The 15,967-nt window shown below is 61.8% G+C and carries 13 protein-coding genes; 3 read left to right on the top strand and 10 right to left on the bottom strand.

Annotated features, from left to right (window positions below; translation table 11 throughout):
• Positions 1–36: 36 nt before the first annotated feature.
• Positions 37–1,077: a phosphate ABC transporter substrate-binding protein PstS gene (pstS, locus tag BPHYT_RS33405; protein ID WP_274378469.1), complete on the bottom strand. Its 1,041-nt coding sequence runs from the start codon at positions 1,075–1,077 to the stop codon at positions 37–39.
• Positions 1,078–1,369: 292 nt separating this feature from the next.
• Here pstS (BPHYT_RS33405) and BPHYT_RS33400 point away from each other — a divergent pair, with 292 nt between their 5' ends.
• Positions 1,370–2,407, top strand: coding sequence for a transporter (locus BPHYT_RS33400; protein WP_012428543.1), 1,038 nt, complete (start codon positions 1,370–1,372; stop codon positions 2,405–2,407).
• 67 nt (positions 2,408–2,474) lie between these two features.
• On the opposite strand, the gene BPHYT_RS33395 is transcribed toward BPHYT_RS33400, so the two are convergent.
• The gene (locus tag BPHYT_RS33395; protein WP_238535713.1) at positions 2,475–3,437 is read right to left on the bottom strand and encodes a CHAD domain-containing protein; all 963 of its coding nucleotides are present in this window, start codon (positions 3,435–3,437) and stop codon (positions 2,475–2,477) included.
• A gap of 466 nt (positions 3,438–3,903) precedes the next feature.
• On the opposite strand from BPHYT_RS33395, the gene pstS (BPHYT_RS33390) reads away from it, so the two are divergent.
• Entirely contained in the window at positions 3,904–4,938 is a 1,035-nt protein-coding gene (pstS, locus tag BPHYT_RS33390; protein ID WP_012428541.1) for a phosphate ABC transporter substrate-binding protein PstS, read from the top strand.
• Positions 4,939–4,956: 18 nt separating this feature from the next.
• Here the strand turns inward: pstS (BPHYT_RS33390) and BPHYT_RS33385 are convergent, their stop codons facing one another.
• From BPHYT_RS33385 to oxlT, 8 genes are all read right to left on the bottom strand, one after another.
• Positions 4,957–6,228 carry an MFS transporter gene (locus tag BPHYT_RS33385; RefSeq protein WP_012428540.1) on the bottom strand — a complete coding sequence of 424 codons (1,272 nt, stop codon included), beginning with the start codon at positions 6,226–6,228 and terminating at the stop codon, positions 4,957–4,959.
• Positions 6,225–7,328 (bottom strand): NAD(P)H-dependent flavin oxidoreductase, encoded by a 1,104-nt coding sequence (locus BPHYT_RS33380; RefSeq protein ID WP_012428539.1) that lies wholly within the window; start codon positions 7,326–7,328, stop codon positions 6,225–6,227. The genes BPHYT_RS33385 and BPHYT_RS33380 overlap by 4 nt, the downstream gene beginning before the upstream one ends.
• Positions 7,329–7,377: 49 nt before the next feature.
• Positions 7,378–8,595 (bottom strand): YbfB/YjiJ family MFS transporter, encoded by a 1,218-nt coding sequence (locus BPHYT_RS33375; protein WP_012428538.1) that lies wholly within the window; start codon positions 8,593–8,595, stop codon positions 7,378–7,380.
• Positions 8,596–8,948: 353 nt separating this feature from the next.
• Positions 8,949–9,875 (bottom strand): LysR family transcriptional regulator, encoded by a 927-nt coding sequence (locus BPHYT_RS33370; RefSeq protein WP_012428537.1) that lies wholly within the window; start codon positions 9,873–9,875, stop codon positions 8,949–8,951.
• Positions 9,876–9,955: 80 nt separating this feature from the next.
• The gene (locus BPHYT_RS33365) at positions 9,956–10,387 is read right to left on the bottom strand and encodes a PAS domain-containing protein (protein WP_012428536.1); all 432 of its coding nucleotides are present in this window, start codon (positions 10,385–10,387) and stop codon (positions 9,956–9,958) included.
• Between the two features lie 105 nt (positions 10,388–10,492).
• Positions 10,493–11,743 carry a formyl-CoA transferase gene (frc, locus tag BPHYT_RS33360; protein ID WP_012428535.1) on the bottom strand — a complete coding sequence of 417 codons (1,251 nt, stop codon included), beginning with the start codon at positions 11,741–11,743 and terminating at the stop codon, positions 10,493–10,495.
• Positions 11,744–11,767: 24 nt separating this feature from the next.
• A complete protein-coding gene (gene oxc, locus BPHYT_RS33355) occupies positions 11,768–13,510 on the bottom strand; it encodes an oxalyl-CoA decarboxylase (RefSeq protein WP_012428534.1) in 1,743 nt (580 codons plus the stop codon).
• 63 nt (positions 13,511–13,573) lie between these two features.
• The gene (gene oxlT, locus BPHYT_RS33350) at positions 13,574–14,905 is read right to left on the bottom strand and encodes an oxalate/formate MFS antiporter (protein WP_012428533.1); all 1,332 of its coding nucleotides are present in this window, start codon (positions 14,903–14,905) and stop codon (positions 13,574–13,576) included.
• A 462-nt stretch (positions 14,906–15,367) separates the two neighbouring features.
• On the opposite strand from oxlT, the gene BPHYT_RS33345 reads away from it, so the two are divergent.
• Positions 15,368–15,757 carry a hypothetical protein gene (locus tag BPHYT_RS33345; RefSeq protein WP_012428532.1) on the top strand — a complete coding sequence of 130 codons (390 nt, stop codon included), beginning with the start codon at positions 15,368–15,370 and terminating at the stop codon, positions 15,755–15,757.
• Positions 15,758–15,967 lie beyond the last annotated feature (210 nt).

The following is a 15,967-nucleotide window of genomic DNA, read 5'->3' as shown; positions in this document are numbered from 1 at the left end:
CGCGCGCATGCCGCGCGCGCCCCATGACTCCGGCGCTTACGGTGCGACCGGTTTGCCCGACGCGTCCTTCACTTTCTGTTTCCACTGCGTGCGGATTTCAGCCGTCACGGATTCCGGCAGCGAAATGTAGTCGAGATCGTCCGCTGCCTTGCCGCCGTTCTTGAACGCCCAATCGAAAAACTTCAGCGTTTCGGCACCTTGCGAAGCTTTGTCCTGCGTCGTGTGCAATAGCACGAATGTCGCACCGACCACGGGCCAAGCGTTCTTGCCCGGCTCGTTCGTCAGAATCTGATAGAACGACTTCGACCAGTCCGCGCCCGCTGCCGCTGCCTTGAAGGTGTCGGTTGCCGGTGCGACCACCGTACCCGCCGCGTTTTTCAGCGAGGCATAGGTCATGTGATTCTGCTTCGCATACGCCCACTCGACGTACCCGATCGCGCCCGGCAGACGCTGCACGAAAGCGGCCACGCCGTCGTTACCCTTGCCGCCGGTTCCCGTCGGCCAGCTCACCGTGGCGCCTTCGCCCACCTTCGACTTCCACTCCGGGCTCACCTTGGACAAATAGTTCGTCCAGATAAAGCTGGTGCCCGAGCCGTCCGCACGGCGAACCACGGCGATATCGGTATCCGGCAGCTTGAGTTTCGGGTTCAGCGCGACGATCGTCGGATCGTTCCACTTCTTGATCTTGCCGAGATAGATGCTGCCGAGCACCTCGCCCGACAGCACCAGTTCGCCAGCCTTCACACCCGGCACGTTGATTGCCGGCACCACGCCGCCGACTACTGTCGGGAACTGGAATAGCCCGTCTTTAGCCAGTTCGTCGTCTTTGAGCGGGGCGTCCGAGCCTGCGAAATCCACGGTCTTCGCAATGATCTGCTTGATGCCGCCCGACGAACCGATGCCCTGATAGTTGACCTTGCCGCCGCCGGTCTTCTGATAGGCGTCGGCCCATTTCGTATAGATCGGCGCGGCGAAGGTGCTGCCCGCACCGGTGATGTCGGCGGCGTGTGCGGCGCTGGCACACAGCGCACACACAACCAGCGTAAGTTGCTTGAGATTCATGGTGAGACTCCTCATGGCGACACAGGCGCCTTCGATGGGCTGCAACTTAAGGGTGAAATATGACGTTCTTGTGACTACTCGAATTAATTGATCCGCTTGCCTAACCTTAAGCATTCGCTAAGTCGACGTCGTGAAAACTAGCGGGTTAACCTTCTTTTGATCGGCCGCGATATCCTCAGGCCTTTGATTCCGGTTCAATCCGCGCGGCGCCTGAAATTGGAATCGTGCGGCGGCTGCCACAGTCTGATTCCGGCCGCCAATTGCTGGATAGGCCAATCCCGCATGGGAAGCAAACGCTGAATGACCTATGAAATCTGATCTGCTACTGCAAACCTACGGCGCGGACTCGTCCGGCATGGTCTGTGGCTTTCTCTTCTCTTCGACTCTCGCCGGCCGCTCTGTCGACGCCGACGAGGTCGCCGAATGGCTGCAGGCCCACGACGCCAACGGCCCCGCGAACGAAGGCAGCGAGTTTCTCTGGCTTCACTTCAATCTGGCGCATAGTGCCAGCGAGCGTTGGATGAGAGCCCAGCTCGATTTGCCCGAGACGTTTTTCGACGCATTGCGGGAAGGCTCGCATTCCACGCGTATCGAACATGCGGACGGCGCACTGCGCGCGGTCGTGAACGACGTCATGTTCAATCTCGAGTTCACTCCCTCCGAGATCGCGACGCTGTGGATCTACGCGAACCAGCGGATTATCGTGACCGCGCGTCTCAAGCCACTGCGTTCTGTGGACCGGTTGCGCGCGTCGGTTCGGGAAGGCGAAGTATTCAGGTCTCCAGCGGAATTGCTGGTTCACCTGATGCGTGATCAGGCTGACCTGTTGGTGCAGATCGTCCGGCGAACCAGCGCCGACGTCGACCGGATCGAGGACAGGTTTCTCTCGCAGCGGCCCACTCAGAACCGGATCGACCTGGGTGCGATGCGCCGAATGCTGACGCGCTTACAGCGCATGCTGGCGCCCGAACCCGGTGCGATCTTCCGTCTGCTCGCAAGGCCGCCGCGCTGGCTTCATTCGGACGACGTACAGGACCTGCGTGAGTCGACTGAAGAGTTTTCGGTGGTTCTCTCCGACGTGGCCGGGCTGATCGAACGGGTCAGGTTGCTGCAGGAGGAAATCATCTCCCGCCTCGAAGAGCAGAACAACCGCACGCTGTTCACGCTTACGCTGGTGACGGTTTTGGCGATGCCGATCAATATCGTCGCGGGTTTTTTCGGCATGAACGTCGGCGGTATTCCGCTCGCTGAAAACCGGCACGGCTTCTGGGTGATGGTGTTGCTCGTCGCCGGTTTTACCGGGCTCGCGGGATGGTGGGCATTTCGTCGGCGCAAGGAGCGATAAGGGCTGTTGCGCGCGGCTTCGGCGGTAGTGGCAGTGGCGTTGGCCGTATAACGTCGTATCGTCGGTGTCAGTTTATGCCGGCGCCGGGACGCTCAAGGGCAAGCCGGTCGCTGAGTGCGTGCAGCTCCGCATCCGCTCGTTGCATGTGCTGGCCTTTGCGTTGCCCGAGATACGCGATTGCGTCGTCTACTACGCCGGGTTCACCCAGCCGATCCGCGTGCGCGAGGAGTAGCGCTTCGCTCGAAACGATATCGTTGAGCTTGCCCAGTTCGTCCTGCAATTGCGTGAGTTCCACGACGCTGATCTCATCGCCGCTATCGAGTAGCGGCGCGAAAAACTCCAGCAGATAGCGCACTTTCTTTCCCGCGATGCGGACGTCGTGAAGTTCGGCATAGCAGGCGTGCGGATTTCCCAGCGCGCGCTTTAACCGTTTTCGCAGCGTCTGCTTCGCCGTTGCAACTCGGCTGGTAGCGAACACCGCGAGTGGTTCGTCGAACGAGCATGCGTCGAGTTGCTGAATCACACTCGCTATCCGCTGCGTCAGCACGGCTTCGGCGTTCGCTTCGGCAATCGTTGCGCGGCTGCGCATCAGCGCACTGCCACGCAATAGATCGAGATGTTCGAAGAGCGTCGCAAAAGAATGCGCGGTCGACACGTCTTCCGCCAGTAAGTGTTTCAGGATATCCCAGTCACGCGTTTGACCGGCGGCATCGGCGAGCGCCTTGAATTCGCGCCGCTGCCATCTTGACTGCGATCTGTCGATAAGCGGATCGTAAGCCCACCATAGCGAACGCAAGCGCCGCAGCACGACACGCAGTTTGTGCGGACTTTCCGAGTCCGCGCTCACGCACAAGCTGCCGATGCGTTGCGCCACTTGCGCGGCCATTGGCATGGCCAGCGTCGAAAAAGCGGCTGCTGGCGACATGTCCGGCGCAATCGTGCCGCCTCGTTTGCCGGGATTGTCTGCGTTGCGCTCCTGTGCGGATGCGGTTGCAGATGCGGGATCACGCGTGTCAGGTGTGGAGTTCATCGGCTCGAGTTGCATGAGTCCCAAAAGCGGACGGAAGTGAGGTGAACGTAAGGTGACGCGTATCGGGTCGCTTGGCAAACTGTGATACCAATCCTACAACGTAAAAATCTCGGCGGCCATGTCCGCATTGTGCACGCAGCGGATTCCACGCGACCATTCAACATGCCTTCGCTCGCAGAAGACCTCACGCTGTTCAGTATGGCGAATCGAATGGCGAGTTGTCTCCATGCCGTGGTGATAGAGCGATTCAATTTGCTTCCTGCTCTTCATCGTCCTGTAATAAGAAAAGTTGTTATTCAGCGCTGCACACGGTCTATTTCAGATTGGCACACACAGCGCGACGATCAACTGGCGGAAATAGAAATCGTAAAGGATTACGCCAGACAATAGTTTCATTGCGCCACGCGTCGTTACCCGGCGAGCTTCACTTCATGAGCTTCAACAACAATTCCGAGTGAGGTCTTTCGTGAGCTATGTACAAACCTTATTGGCCGGTGTGGCCGGCGCTTTTCTGACGGTCGCTGCGCACAGCGCCGATATCACCGGTGCCGGCAGCACTTTTGCCGCGCCGATTTATACGAAATGGGCCACCGCGTATCAACGCGCGGGTGGCGGCACGGTGAGCTATCGCGCTGTCGGGTCGACGGAAGGCTTGAAGGAGATCATGGTCAGCCAGGTCGATTTCGCCGGGTCGGACGCGCCGCTGAGCGATGACGAGTTGGCGAAGAACGGACTGGTTCAGTTTCCAACCGTAATCGGCGGTGTCGTGCCGGTTATCAATCTGCCTGGTATCAAGCCAGGCGAGTTGATACTCTCGGGGCGTGTGCTTGGAGATATCTATCTGGGCAAAATCATCAGCTGGAATGCGCCAGCCATCGCCGCCATCAACCCCACGATCAAGCTGCCCGATACGCCTATCGCGGTGGTTCGTCGGCTCGACGGTTCAGGCACCACGCTGATCTGGACGCACTTTCTCGCGCAGGTCGACCCAGAATGGAAGAGCAAGATCGGTGAGGGGACCTCAGTGCGCTGGCCGCGCGGAATAGGCGGAAGAGGCAACGAGGGGGTTGCTACCTTCGTACAGCATTTGCCGGGCGCGATCGGCTACGTTGCGTGGGACTTCACGAAGCAGAACCATATGTCGTACGTGGCCATGGAAAATGCGTCGGGTGCCGTGGTTCAGCCCGGGCCGGAAACATTCAAGGCCGCCGCCGCGAGCGCCGACTGGTCCAGATCGATCTTTCCGATCCTGACCAATGAAGCGGGCGCGAATGCGTGGCCGGTTGTCGGCGCGACGTATGTCCTGCTGCACAGCACGCAGGACAAACCGGAGCGTGGCGAGGAAACGCTGAAATTTCTCGACTGGGCGCTGACGAACGGCAACCAGGCCGCGGAGGACCTGGACTATATTCCGCTGCCGCCGGCAGTCGCGAGCGAGATTCGCACGCAGTTGCACGCGAGGGTAAAGAATCCGTCGGGTAAAACAGTCGCGGGCGAATGACGGCGGCAGTTTCGCCGATCAAACAGCGAGACTCTGACGAGTCCGGGCCCACTGCGCAAGCGCGGCACACGCCACCAGCAACGAGCCGGTGACGAAGAACACGGAGTGCAGCCCGAGATGGACAGCGATCACGCCGCCGATAATCGGACCGACGACCTGTCCGCTGAATTGCGCCGACTGCAGATAGCCGAGCATCTGACCGGTCTTGTGCTCTTCCACTGCATGCCGGGCGAGTTTCGCAATCGCAGGCAGGAGACCCGCCAGCGTCATGCCCATCAGCGCGCGTAAACCCGCGAGTTGCCACCACGCGTGAACGAACGCTTGCGGAATCATCACCAGACCCGTGAGCACCAGGCAAGCGACGATCACGTTCCAACTGCCGACCCGATCGGCCAATGCGCCGAGGCGCGCGGCCGTCAGCATGCTGCCGAAAGCCGAACAGGCCATCACGATACCCGCCACGCGCGCCAGATGCAGCGACTGCACGCCGAGACTGCCCACATAGACGGTGATGACCGGCTCGATCGACATGTTGGCAAGCAGCACCATCATCGCCGTGACGAGCAACGCGGCGATCACCGGGTAGTTGTTGCGATGCGTACTCGCCGTGGCGTGTTCTGGGGGACGGCGGCTCGAATGAGTGGCAGGATCGAAATCTTCCTTGACGACAAAAATCGTGAGCAGGGCGGCGACCGCGATCATGGCGCCGCCGGCGAAGAACGTGCCGCGAATGCCGAGCCAGCCCGGCAAAAAACCGCCGACGAGCGGCCCGATCAGGTTGCCGGCCAGCGCGCCCGTGGACAGGACGCCGAGCGCCCAGCCCGCGCGTTCCTTCGGCGCCTGGGTGCCGACCATCACCGTCGACGCCGACGAGTAGCCGCCCACCAGACCCGCGAGCAAACGCAGGGCGACGAGTTGATGCACGTTGTGCGCAACACCGATCAACGACATCACCACGGCCATGCCGACGGCCGCGCGCACCAGCATCGGCTTGCGGCCATAACGATCGGCAAGGCGCCCCCACACGGGCGCCGTGACGGCAGTGCCGAGAAATGTGGCGCCGAACGCGATTCCCGACCACTGGATGACGGCGGACTGCGACTGCACGCCGAGTTGCTGGACATAGATGGGCAAGAACGGCAGCAGCATGCTCAGGCTGACGAGCGTCGTGAACGAGCCGAATACGCACACGGCCAGATTGCGGCGCCAGTAACGTTCATGTCGCGCCGAATAGTCGAGGCCGTGCATTGGCTGACCGGACGGCACGGAAACTTGCGAGGGGGTGTTCATATCGTCTTCCCGGCAAACGAATGCGAGCGTGACTGACCCTGTGCTTCGGCAAGTTCGCTCATCAATGTGGCAACTAATTGCGCCGCAGGCAACGCTCTCGCGAGCGGTGCGCCCTGGCCCGCCCACTGGACAGCAAATTCCGTGTTGCCCTTGGCGCGGGCGGCGGCGTTCAGCGCCTTGGCGGCGTCGTATGCAATCGGATAGTCGGGCAGCGGCGGCGCGTCCGGCGAGTCTACGTCGATATACAGCCGGTTGCTCAAACCGCGCGCAGGACGGCCGGAGATCGCGGCCGTCACGGCCGTCCGGTACGCGCGTTGGGTGGTCAATGCGGTGCGGTAGGCGGCATCCGCGCCCGATTCCGGACACAGCACGAATGCGGTGCCCATCTGCACTGCGCTCGCTCCGAGGAGCAGTGCGCCCGCAACGCTTTGACCGTCCATGATGCCGCCCGCGGCGATGACCGGCAGCGTCGACTGTCTGGCGATCATCCGGACTAGCGCAAGGGTGCCTATCATCGCGTCGTCGTCGGGATTGAAGACGCCACGGTGACCGCCTGCTTCCGCACCTTGCGCGACGATCGCATCGAGTCCCGCCTGCTCGATTTGCCGGGCTTCGTGTGGCGTGGTCGCGCATCCGAACAGCAGAATGCCGGCGCGATGCAGTTCATTGATCCATTCGCGTGATGGCAGCCCGAAATGAAAACTGACGACAGCGGGACGCTCTTCGATCAACACTTGCAGCAGCGCCTCGTCGACCACGAAGCTCGTGTAGATCTCCTTGAGCGCCACCGGCGTTCTGGCGCCGAACTCAGCGAACAGCGGCTGCAGATGCGCGAGCCAGGTCGCTTCGCGAAGCGGATCGCTGTACGCCGGGCGATGGCAGAACACGTTGACATTGAACGGCTTGCTGGTGAGTGCGCGTGTCGCGACAATCAACTCGCGCGCCTGCTGCGCGGTGCTCGCACCCACGGCGATCGAGCCGAGCGCGCCGGCATTGGAAACCGCGGCGGCGAGAGCGGGCGTCGAAATGCCTGCCATCGGCGCCTGAATGATGGGATGCTGTGCGCCGATTGCCTGCAGAAAGCGGGTGTTGGAGGTCATGGGGTTCTCACAGGTCGAGTAGTGCGTGGAGGTGCCTGCAGCGGATTGGTTAGGCTTGCTTCGGACCGAGGCGAAGCGCCGCGAACAGATCCACCGCGAGAGCAAGCGCCAAAGACGCTGCGCCGATCACGAACAGCGCGGTGTAATTGCCGCCGTCGTGTGCAAACAGAAACGACAAACCGTACGCCGCGACGGCCTGCAAGACGGCGAAACTGGTGGTCGCCGCGCTCCACGCGCCTTTCTGGGCGGCCGGATGATGCGCGAGCAATTCATTGATCCTGCCGAGCACGAGCGCCACGATGCCCGGCACGAATGCGCCGACTACGACGCTCGACACGATCAATGCCGCAGGTCCACGCACGACAGCCAGCAACGCGACCGCGGCGATCTGCAGGACAAAGGCCGCACGCAACGCCGGACCGAAGCCGGCGCGGTCAGCCAGATGACCTGTCAGCAGCGGGCCCACAATCGCCCCAAGGCCGAACAGCACCCAGTATTGCGCGCCGGCATCGAGACCTTTGCCGAGGCCGCGCGCCACGAAATCGACGAGAAAGATCATGTGCGGAACGAGGCCGACGGCGTTCAACGCGTATTCGGTGTAGAGCGCGCGCAGCGACGCAGCCGGATAAGTCTGGCCATGGCGTGTGTGATGCGTCGTGTGCTGCGCGGCGGATTCACCTCGTCCCGGCCAGCCGTTCCACGCGACGGCAGTCAGCGCGAGGGAGATCGCCGCCAGTCCCAGCCACGTTTCCATCAGACCCTGGCGCAGCAGGATCGGCACGATCGTTCCGGATGCCACGATGCCGAGACCGATCCCACTGAAGATCGCGCCGCTCGCAAAACCCCTGCGCGATGGGCTCACGTGCGCGAGGACTGTCGGCGCGGCCAGCACCATCAGCGCGCCGCCTGCCAGGCCGGATGCGAAGCGCCAGACGAAGAACCACAGAAACGAAACCGGAAAGGCACAGGCGACGAACGCGACGGTGGCGAGCAGCATCATCGCGCGCAATACGGAGGTGGCATCGAAACGCCGTGCGAGCCAACCACCCGCGAGCGCGCCCGCCAGATAGCCGCCGAGATTGGCCGCGCCGAGATACGCGGCGGTCGACGCCGGAAACCAGTGCGCGCTGACGATCGCCGGCAACAGCGGGGTATAGGCGAAGCGCGCGAGGCCGATACCGACCAGGCTCGCGCTGGCGCCTGCCAGCGCGCCGCGCCACACATTGAATGCCGGCGGGATCGGTCCGTTGACGACTGCACGTTGCATCGCTGCCTCCACTGTTCGGTTACGCGCCGACGTGTCTTGCTGGCGGGGTCGACACAAAAGCTACGAAGGTCACCGCTCGCAATGCCTCTTATGAGGATTGCAAACTGAATCCGCAATGCTTCGCGATGTGACAGACAATGCTTGGAGCGTCGGCGCTATGGCCGCTATCCATGCGCGGGATGTGTGTCCGTTACGAAGATCGCCGATTCGAGTCGAGCGTGGCGTCGGTCATGCCTGTGAATTGCTGAATGGCCGACGGCTTGCGTTAGGTGATCTCGATGGAGACAAGTCTAGATTGAACCGATTGAAGAGAGAATCCACGCGGCACGGCAGACATTCTTCCGCGAAACGGTTCAATTTCTGGTGGTAATCCGCTGGGATTGGGTGAAATGCTTGCGCAGACGCGGCGTCGCGAAATCGACGAACGCGCGAACCTTGGGCACGGCGAGGCGCCCGTGCGGCGTCAGCAGGTGAACCGGCAGCGGGGCGGGTTCGTTGTCGCTCAGGACGATCTTCAGCGTGCCCTCCTTGACCTGTTCGGCGACGTGGTATGAAAACATGCGGGTGACACCGTGGCCCGCGACCGCCGAGGCCACGGCCGCCTGAATACTGTTGACGATAAAGCGTGGCGTGAACTGCACGACGCGTGGAATCGTCGAACCGTTCGGCGGCGGAAAGCTCCACGAATCCAGGCCGAAGTGAGTCATGGAGATGATCTGATGCTGGGCCAGATCGGCAGGGTCGGTGATGGGAGGGTGCTTGGCCAGGTAGCGAGGCGACGCGGCAACGACCCGCCGCACTTCGCCGACCGGAATGGCCACCAGCGTGGAATCGGGCAGATGAGCGATGCGCAACGCCAGATCCATCCCTTCGTCGATGAGGCTCACCGGGCGGTCGAGCATATTCAGGCGGACCGACACAGCCGGATAGCGGTCGACGAATTCGTCGATGATCGGCTGCAGCATGTCCTGGCCGGCGGCCACCGGCGCGGTGATCGTGAGCAGCCCGCGCGGCGCGGAGCGCTCGCCGGCGATCAGCAGATCGGCCTCTTCGAGATCGGTGAGAATGCGGCGGCAGGCGGCGGCATAGCGTTCGCCGGCTTCGCTCAGTTTGATGGTGCGCGTCGTGCGATGCAGCAAGGCCGTGCCGACATGCTCTTCGAGAAACGCAATAGCACGGCTAACCGCGGCGGGCGAGCGGCCGAGTCGACGGCTTGCGCCCGCCAGGCTGCCTTCGTCGAGCGTGGCGACGAACACCTTCATTGCGTCGATGCGGTCCATGTTGCCTGATCCGGTGTGATTGAAAACGCGATCTGGCAGAGTCTACAGCGATGGACCGAAAGGGAGCGAAGCAGGGGCGCTCACGCGCCGGCAGATGCCTCCAATTCCGCAAGCCGCTTGCGCAGCAGGCGATCCTCCTGGAAGCGGCTGGTCTCGTCGCGGATCACGGCGACGATGCCGGTGAGTTCGTTTTGCGGCGAATGCAGCAATGCGACCGTAAAGGCGATCGAGAGCGAGCGTCCGTCCTTATGCACGGCCGGCACACGCAGCACATCGTTCCCATAGCGGGTTTCGCCCGTTGCCATAGTCTTGTGATAGCCGTCCCAATGCCGGCCGCGCAGACGCTCCGGAATAATCAGGTCCAGCGAATTACCGAGCGCCTCGCCCTGTGTGAAGCCGAACATGCGTTCAGCCGCGGGGTTCCAGAATGTGATGCTGCCGCCAGCGTCGGAGATGATGATCGCGTCGCCGATCGCGTTGGCAAGTTGCTGGAAGTCGATGGCGTCCTGCATAGCGTTCCCCCCAAATGTGACAACACGATGCTCAAAAGAATACGGCGCCGCCAGGGGCGCCGCATCGGCAAGGCCGGGCTGATACCCGGCCTTGCGTAGCACCATTTAAACCGCTTTCACTTCGCGCAGGTTGAAAATGTCCTGCTTGCTGTAGCCGAGGCTCGCGAGCACTTCTTCGGTGTGTTCGCCCAACAGCGGCGAGGCAGTGACTTCCGGCTTCAGATCCGAAAACTTGATTGGGCTGCCGACGGTGAGATACGAGCCGCGTTTCTTGTGCGGCACTTCGACAATCGTGCCGCTCGCGCGCAGCGAAGGATCGTTGGCCAGTTCCTTCATCGTCAGCACCGGCGCGCACGGAATGTCGAACTTGCGCAAGATGTCGACGGCTTCGAACTTGGTTTTATCGGCGAGCCAACCTTCAATCGTTTTGAAGATCTCGAAGATATGCGGTTGGCGTGCTTCCGCCGTCTTGTAGGCCGGATCGTCGATCCACTCGGGCTTGCCGAGCGCCTTGCAGATCGGTTCCCACGCGTGGCCCTGGATCGTGAAGTAGATGTACGCGTTCGGATCCGTTTCCCAGCCCTTGCACTTGAGCACCCAACCCGGCTGGCCGCCGCCGCCCGCATTGCCGCCACGCGGCACGACATCGCTGAACTCGCCGTGCGGATATTGCGGATATTCTTCCAGATAGCCGACACGTTCCAGCCGCTGCTGATCGCGCAGTTTTACGCGGCACAGATTCAGCACGCTGTCCTGCATCGATACCGCGACCTTCTGGCCTTTGCCGGTTTTGTCGCGTCCCAGCAGTGCGGTCAGAATGCCGATGGCCAGATGCATGCCGGTGTTGCTGTCGCCGAGCGCCGCCGCGCTGATGGTCGGCGGGCCGTCCCAGAAGCCGGTGGTGGAGGCCGCGCCACCGGCGCATTGCGCGACGTTTTCGTAGACCTTCAGGTCGTCGTAGTGGTGGCCGTCGCTGAAGCCCTTCACCGAAGCGACGATCATCTTCGGATTAAGTTCGTTCAGGCGTTCCCACGAAAAGCCCATCCGGTCCAACGCGCCGGGGCCGAAATTCTCGACCAGCACGTCCGATTCGCGGATCAGCTTTTCGAGCACCTCCTTGCCTTCGGGTTTTTTCGTGTCCAGTGTGAGCGACTTCTTGTTGCTGTTGAGCATCGTGAAGTACAGCGCGTCGGCGTCAGGGATATCGCGTAACTGGTTGCGCGTCACGTCGCCGGAACCCGGCCGCTCAACCTTGATGACGTCCGCGCCGAACCAGGCGAGCAACTGCGTGCATGCGGGGCCCGCCTGAACGTGGGTGAAGTCGATGATCCTGATGCCTTCGAGAGGTTTGGTCATGTTGAATCTCCGTGGTTGCCCAGATTACTTTTTCATTGCCGCGCTTTGCGGATTCAGATTGGTCAGGCGGCCGCTTTCGGTGCCGGCCGCTTCGTCGATGACGGCGTTGATCAGGCTCGGTTTGCCCGAGGCGATCGATTCGAGCAGCGCCTTCGTCAGTTCTTCCGGCGTGGTCGCGTGATAGCCGATGCCGCCGAATGCCTCGATCATCTTGTCGTAGCGCGCGTTCTTCACGAACACGGTCGGCGCGACGTCTTTGCCGCCGGTCGGGTTCACGTCGGTGCCGCGATATACGCCGTTGTTGTTGAAGACGATGGTGCAAACCGGCAGGTCGTAACGGCAGATGGTTTCGAGCTCCATGCCGCTGAAACCGAACGCGCTGTCGCCCTCGATCGCGACGACCGGTTTGCCGCTCGTCACCGCTGCGCCGATCGCGAAGCCCATGCCGATGCCCATGATTCCCCACGTGCCCGAGTCGAAGCGTTTGCGCGGCTCGTACATGTCGATGATGCTGCGCGCGTAGTCGAGCGTGTTCGCGCCTTCGTTGACGACGTTGATGTCCGGCCGTGTTTTCAGCACATCGCGGATCGCGCGCAACGCGCTGTGGAAGTTCATCGGCGACGGGTTCTTGTCGAGCGTCGCGGCCATCTTGGCGAGGTTCTTGTTCTTGCGTTCGGCGATCGCGCCGGTCCATTCGGTGCCCGGCTTTTTGTAGCTCGCATCGAGGCCTTCGCGCAGCGCCGCCACGCACGAGCCGATATCGCCGATCACCGGCGCGGCAATCGCGACGTTGCTGTCGATTTCCGTCGGCGAGATGTCGATCTGGACGAACTTCTTCGGCTCGGCGCCCCACGTCTTGCCTTTGCCATGCGAGAGCAGCCAGTTCAGGCGCGCGCCGATCAGCACGACGACGTCGGCTTCCTGCAGCACGAACGAACGCGCCGCCGACGCCGATTGCTCGTGCGTATCGGGCAGCAGGCCCTTGGCCATCGACATCGGCAGATACGGAATGCCGCTTTGTTCGACGAAGCCGCGAATCTCCGCGTCGGCCTGCGCGTACGCTGCGCCTTTGCCGAGCAGAATTAGCGGACGCTTGGCGCTCTTCAGAACGTCAATCGCGCGCTTGACCGATTCAGGCGCGGGCAATTGACGAGGCGCCGCGTCGACCACGCGCACCAGCGATTGCTGCGCTTTCACGGCGTCCATGGTTTGCGCGAGCAGCTTGGCGGGCAAGTCCAGATAGACGCCGCCAGGGCGGCCCGACACCGCAGCGCGGATCGCGCGCGCCACGCCGATGCCGATATCTTCCGCATGCAGCACGCGATAAGCGGCCTTCGCGTACGGCTTGGCTGCGTTCAACTGATCCATCTCTTCGTAATCGCCTTGCTGCAGATCGACGATTTCGCGTTCACTGGAACCGCTGATCAGGATCATCGGGAAGCAGTTGGTGGTCGCGTTGGCGAGTGCGGTCAGTCCATTCAGAAAACCCGGCGCCGACACCGTCAGACAGATGCCGGGTTTCTTCGTCATGTAACCGGAAACGGCCGCTGCATTGCCCGCGTGCTGTTCATGACGAAAGCCGATGAAACGCATGCCTTCCGCCTGAGCAAGACGCGCCAGGTCGGTGATCGGGATGCCGACCAGGCCAAAGATGGTTTTGATGTCGTTCAGTTTCAGCGCGTCGATGACGAGATGGAATCCGTCGGTCGTCTCGGTCGCCTGTTGTGTCGACGTGTTGTCTGTTGTGGGCTGGTCGGCTTCTGCCATGACATCTCTCCTTGGTGGCGGGGCGTGTGTGGTATTTCGTGAGCGGGGCGCTCACGTGGTCAGTCAATCAGGCGAGCCGCCGGACGACGGCTGCAGCCGTGCTTCGGCGATAACGACGCTGGCCGGCGCGCCTGAGTTTTCGATCCAGCGCTTTCTCATGGGGGCGAGGATGAATTTCGCGGACACGGCTGCCGCGATCGACACTACGGCGGCGGAGATGAACACCGTGCTCCATCCGCCGTTCGCCGACAGCACCGATGCCAGCGGCACCAGCATCGATGCCGTGCCCTTCGCGGTGTACAGCGTTCCCGCGTTGGCTGCGGCGTATTTGCTGCCGAACGTATCCGCGCAGGTCGCCGGGAAGATCGAGAAGATTTCGCCCCAGCACAGGAATACGGCGGCGGCGAAGAACATGAAGGCATACGGGTTATGGCCGAACTGCATGAGTCCCAGCAGTGCGACGCCTTCGCCGAGAAAGATCATGAACATCGTGTTTTCCCGGCCGATGCGATCCGAAAGAAAGCCGCACAACGGACGGGTAAAACCGTTGCACAGGTTGTCGATGGACAGTGTCATCGTGAGGAGCGGCAGCGTGATGCCCATCAGGCTCACGGGTAGCTTGGCGAAGCCGAATTCCTTCGCAATCGGCCCGAGCTGCGCAGTCGCGATGATGCCGCCGGCTGCAACGAACACGAACATCAGATACAGCACCCAGAAGAGCGGCGAACGGATCATCTCGCCAGGGGTGTAGTCGATCTTGCTAGCGACGATGCGTTTAGTGGCGACGGCGGTAGCGGGCGGCTTCGGCCGAATCAGCATGGTGGCGAGCAGCAGAATGCAGACGCCCTGGAAAATGCCGAAGAACATGAAGGTGTGCTGATAGCCCGAGCGTTGGATCATGTCGGCAATCGGGATCACGGTGACGGCCGCGCCGGCGCCAAAACCTGCGGCGGTCAAACCCGCCGCGAGACCGCGCTTGTCCGGAAACCATTTGAGCGCCGTGCCCACACAGGTGCCGTACACGCAGCCCGCGCCGATCCCGGCGATGACTGCCGCGGCGTACAGCTCGGCGAGACTGTTCGCATGGGCGTCGATGATCCAGCCGAGCGCCGCACACAGCGAGCCGCCGATGACGACCGGGCGCGGCCCGAACTTGTCGACGAGCCAGCCTTCGACGGGCACGAGCCAGGTTTCGGTGACGATGAAGATCGTGAATGCCGTCTGGATCGCCGCTTGTCCCCAATGGTGGGCGTTGTCCATGGGTACGACGAACAGCGTCCACGCGTATTGCAGATTCGCGACGAGCCCCATGCACACAATGCCGATCGCGAGTTGCACCCAGCGGTGATGCGTGAATGCAGTGCGGCCTCTTTCCGATGCACTGGAATGTCCCATGTCTCCGTCTCCTGTATATTCCGTCGCGCTCAAACGGCGCGTTGGACTTACGTGATCGAACCGCTTCATCGCCGTTTTATTTGCGGCAGCGAGGCGCCAATGGTCGGCCAGAGGGAGCTGCACTAACGAAAACCCTTACCCGTCGAGAGCAACCGGCGAGTGAGAGGCAATGGGTCGTGCAGCGCGTCTGAGTGGATGCTGCGCGAGAACAGCAATAAGGAAAAGTTAAAACATTTTATGGTTTGCATTCGGCATTCCTAATGGATGCGCTGTCGCCCTTGCCCACGGGCCGATTGACGGCGATTGCCCGCTGTCCAAGGTGGGCGAAACTTGATGCCGTGACCACTTGGGGTAAACCAATATATAAACAAAGCACTATCGTTTTTCGAAAAAACTTTAACTATTGTTTATTTATGGGCTCTTCTACTCTTCGTTCATGCCACCTGCCTGATGGAGACGACCATGAACCCCTCGCAATTCGACGCTGGCGACAGCGCGCACCATGCTGAAATCCAGGCGCAACTGTGCGCCTATAACGCCGCTTTCGATGAACTCGGCCTGCGCTTTCGTTGGGATGCGCAGACGCTGAAGCTGCTCGCTACGATCGACGGTGAACAGGCGCAGATCGCCGCGTACATCGAAGCACATCATGCGCACCTGTTGAAGGCGTACAGCGCGGAGTTTTTGAGCCAGGCCATTCTTGAGAAGAAACGTGCACGCTATCCGGCGCCGCTGCCGAGACATGTCGACAGCGCGCCGCGTCAGAGTCGCGTGGCTCATCAGCCGGAAATGAACAGCTGGCGCGAACGGGTTTCTTACGAGGTGGAACTCCCGGCGCTGGCCGGGGTGTAGATGCAATGGGCGGCATGCGCACCCACTGCTAAAGAAACCACTGAAATTACGCGCCGCGACTTGGGCCGGGCGTTTTGCGGCGCGGCGTTTTCAGGAGACGAGCGCGCGACGTGGCAGCCGTCCGGCGCATTGTCATAGCCTCATAGCGTCCTATAGCGCGATCGATTGGTCAATAGAGAGGTGTGCTCTGTTGATCATTAGCCACTCCCA

Origin of the sequence: Paraburkholderia phytofirmans PsJN, assembly GCF_000020125.1 — a bacterium.
Classification (GTDB): domain Bacteria; phylum Pseudomonadota; class Gammaproteobacteria; order Burkholderiales; family Burkholderiaceae; genus Paraburkholderia; species Paraburkholderia phytofirmans.
The sequence above is the reverse complement of the archived record's forward strand: the minus strand, read 5'-3'. Positions and strand labels throughout refer to the sequence as shown.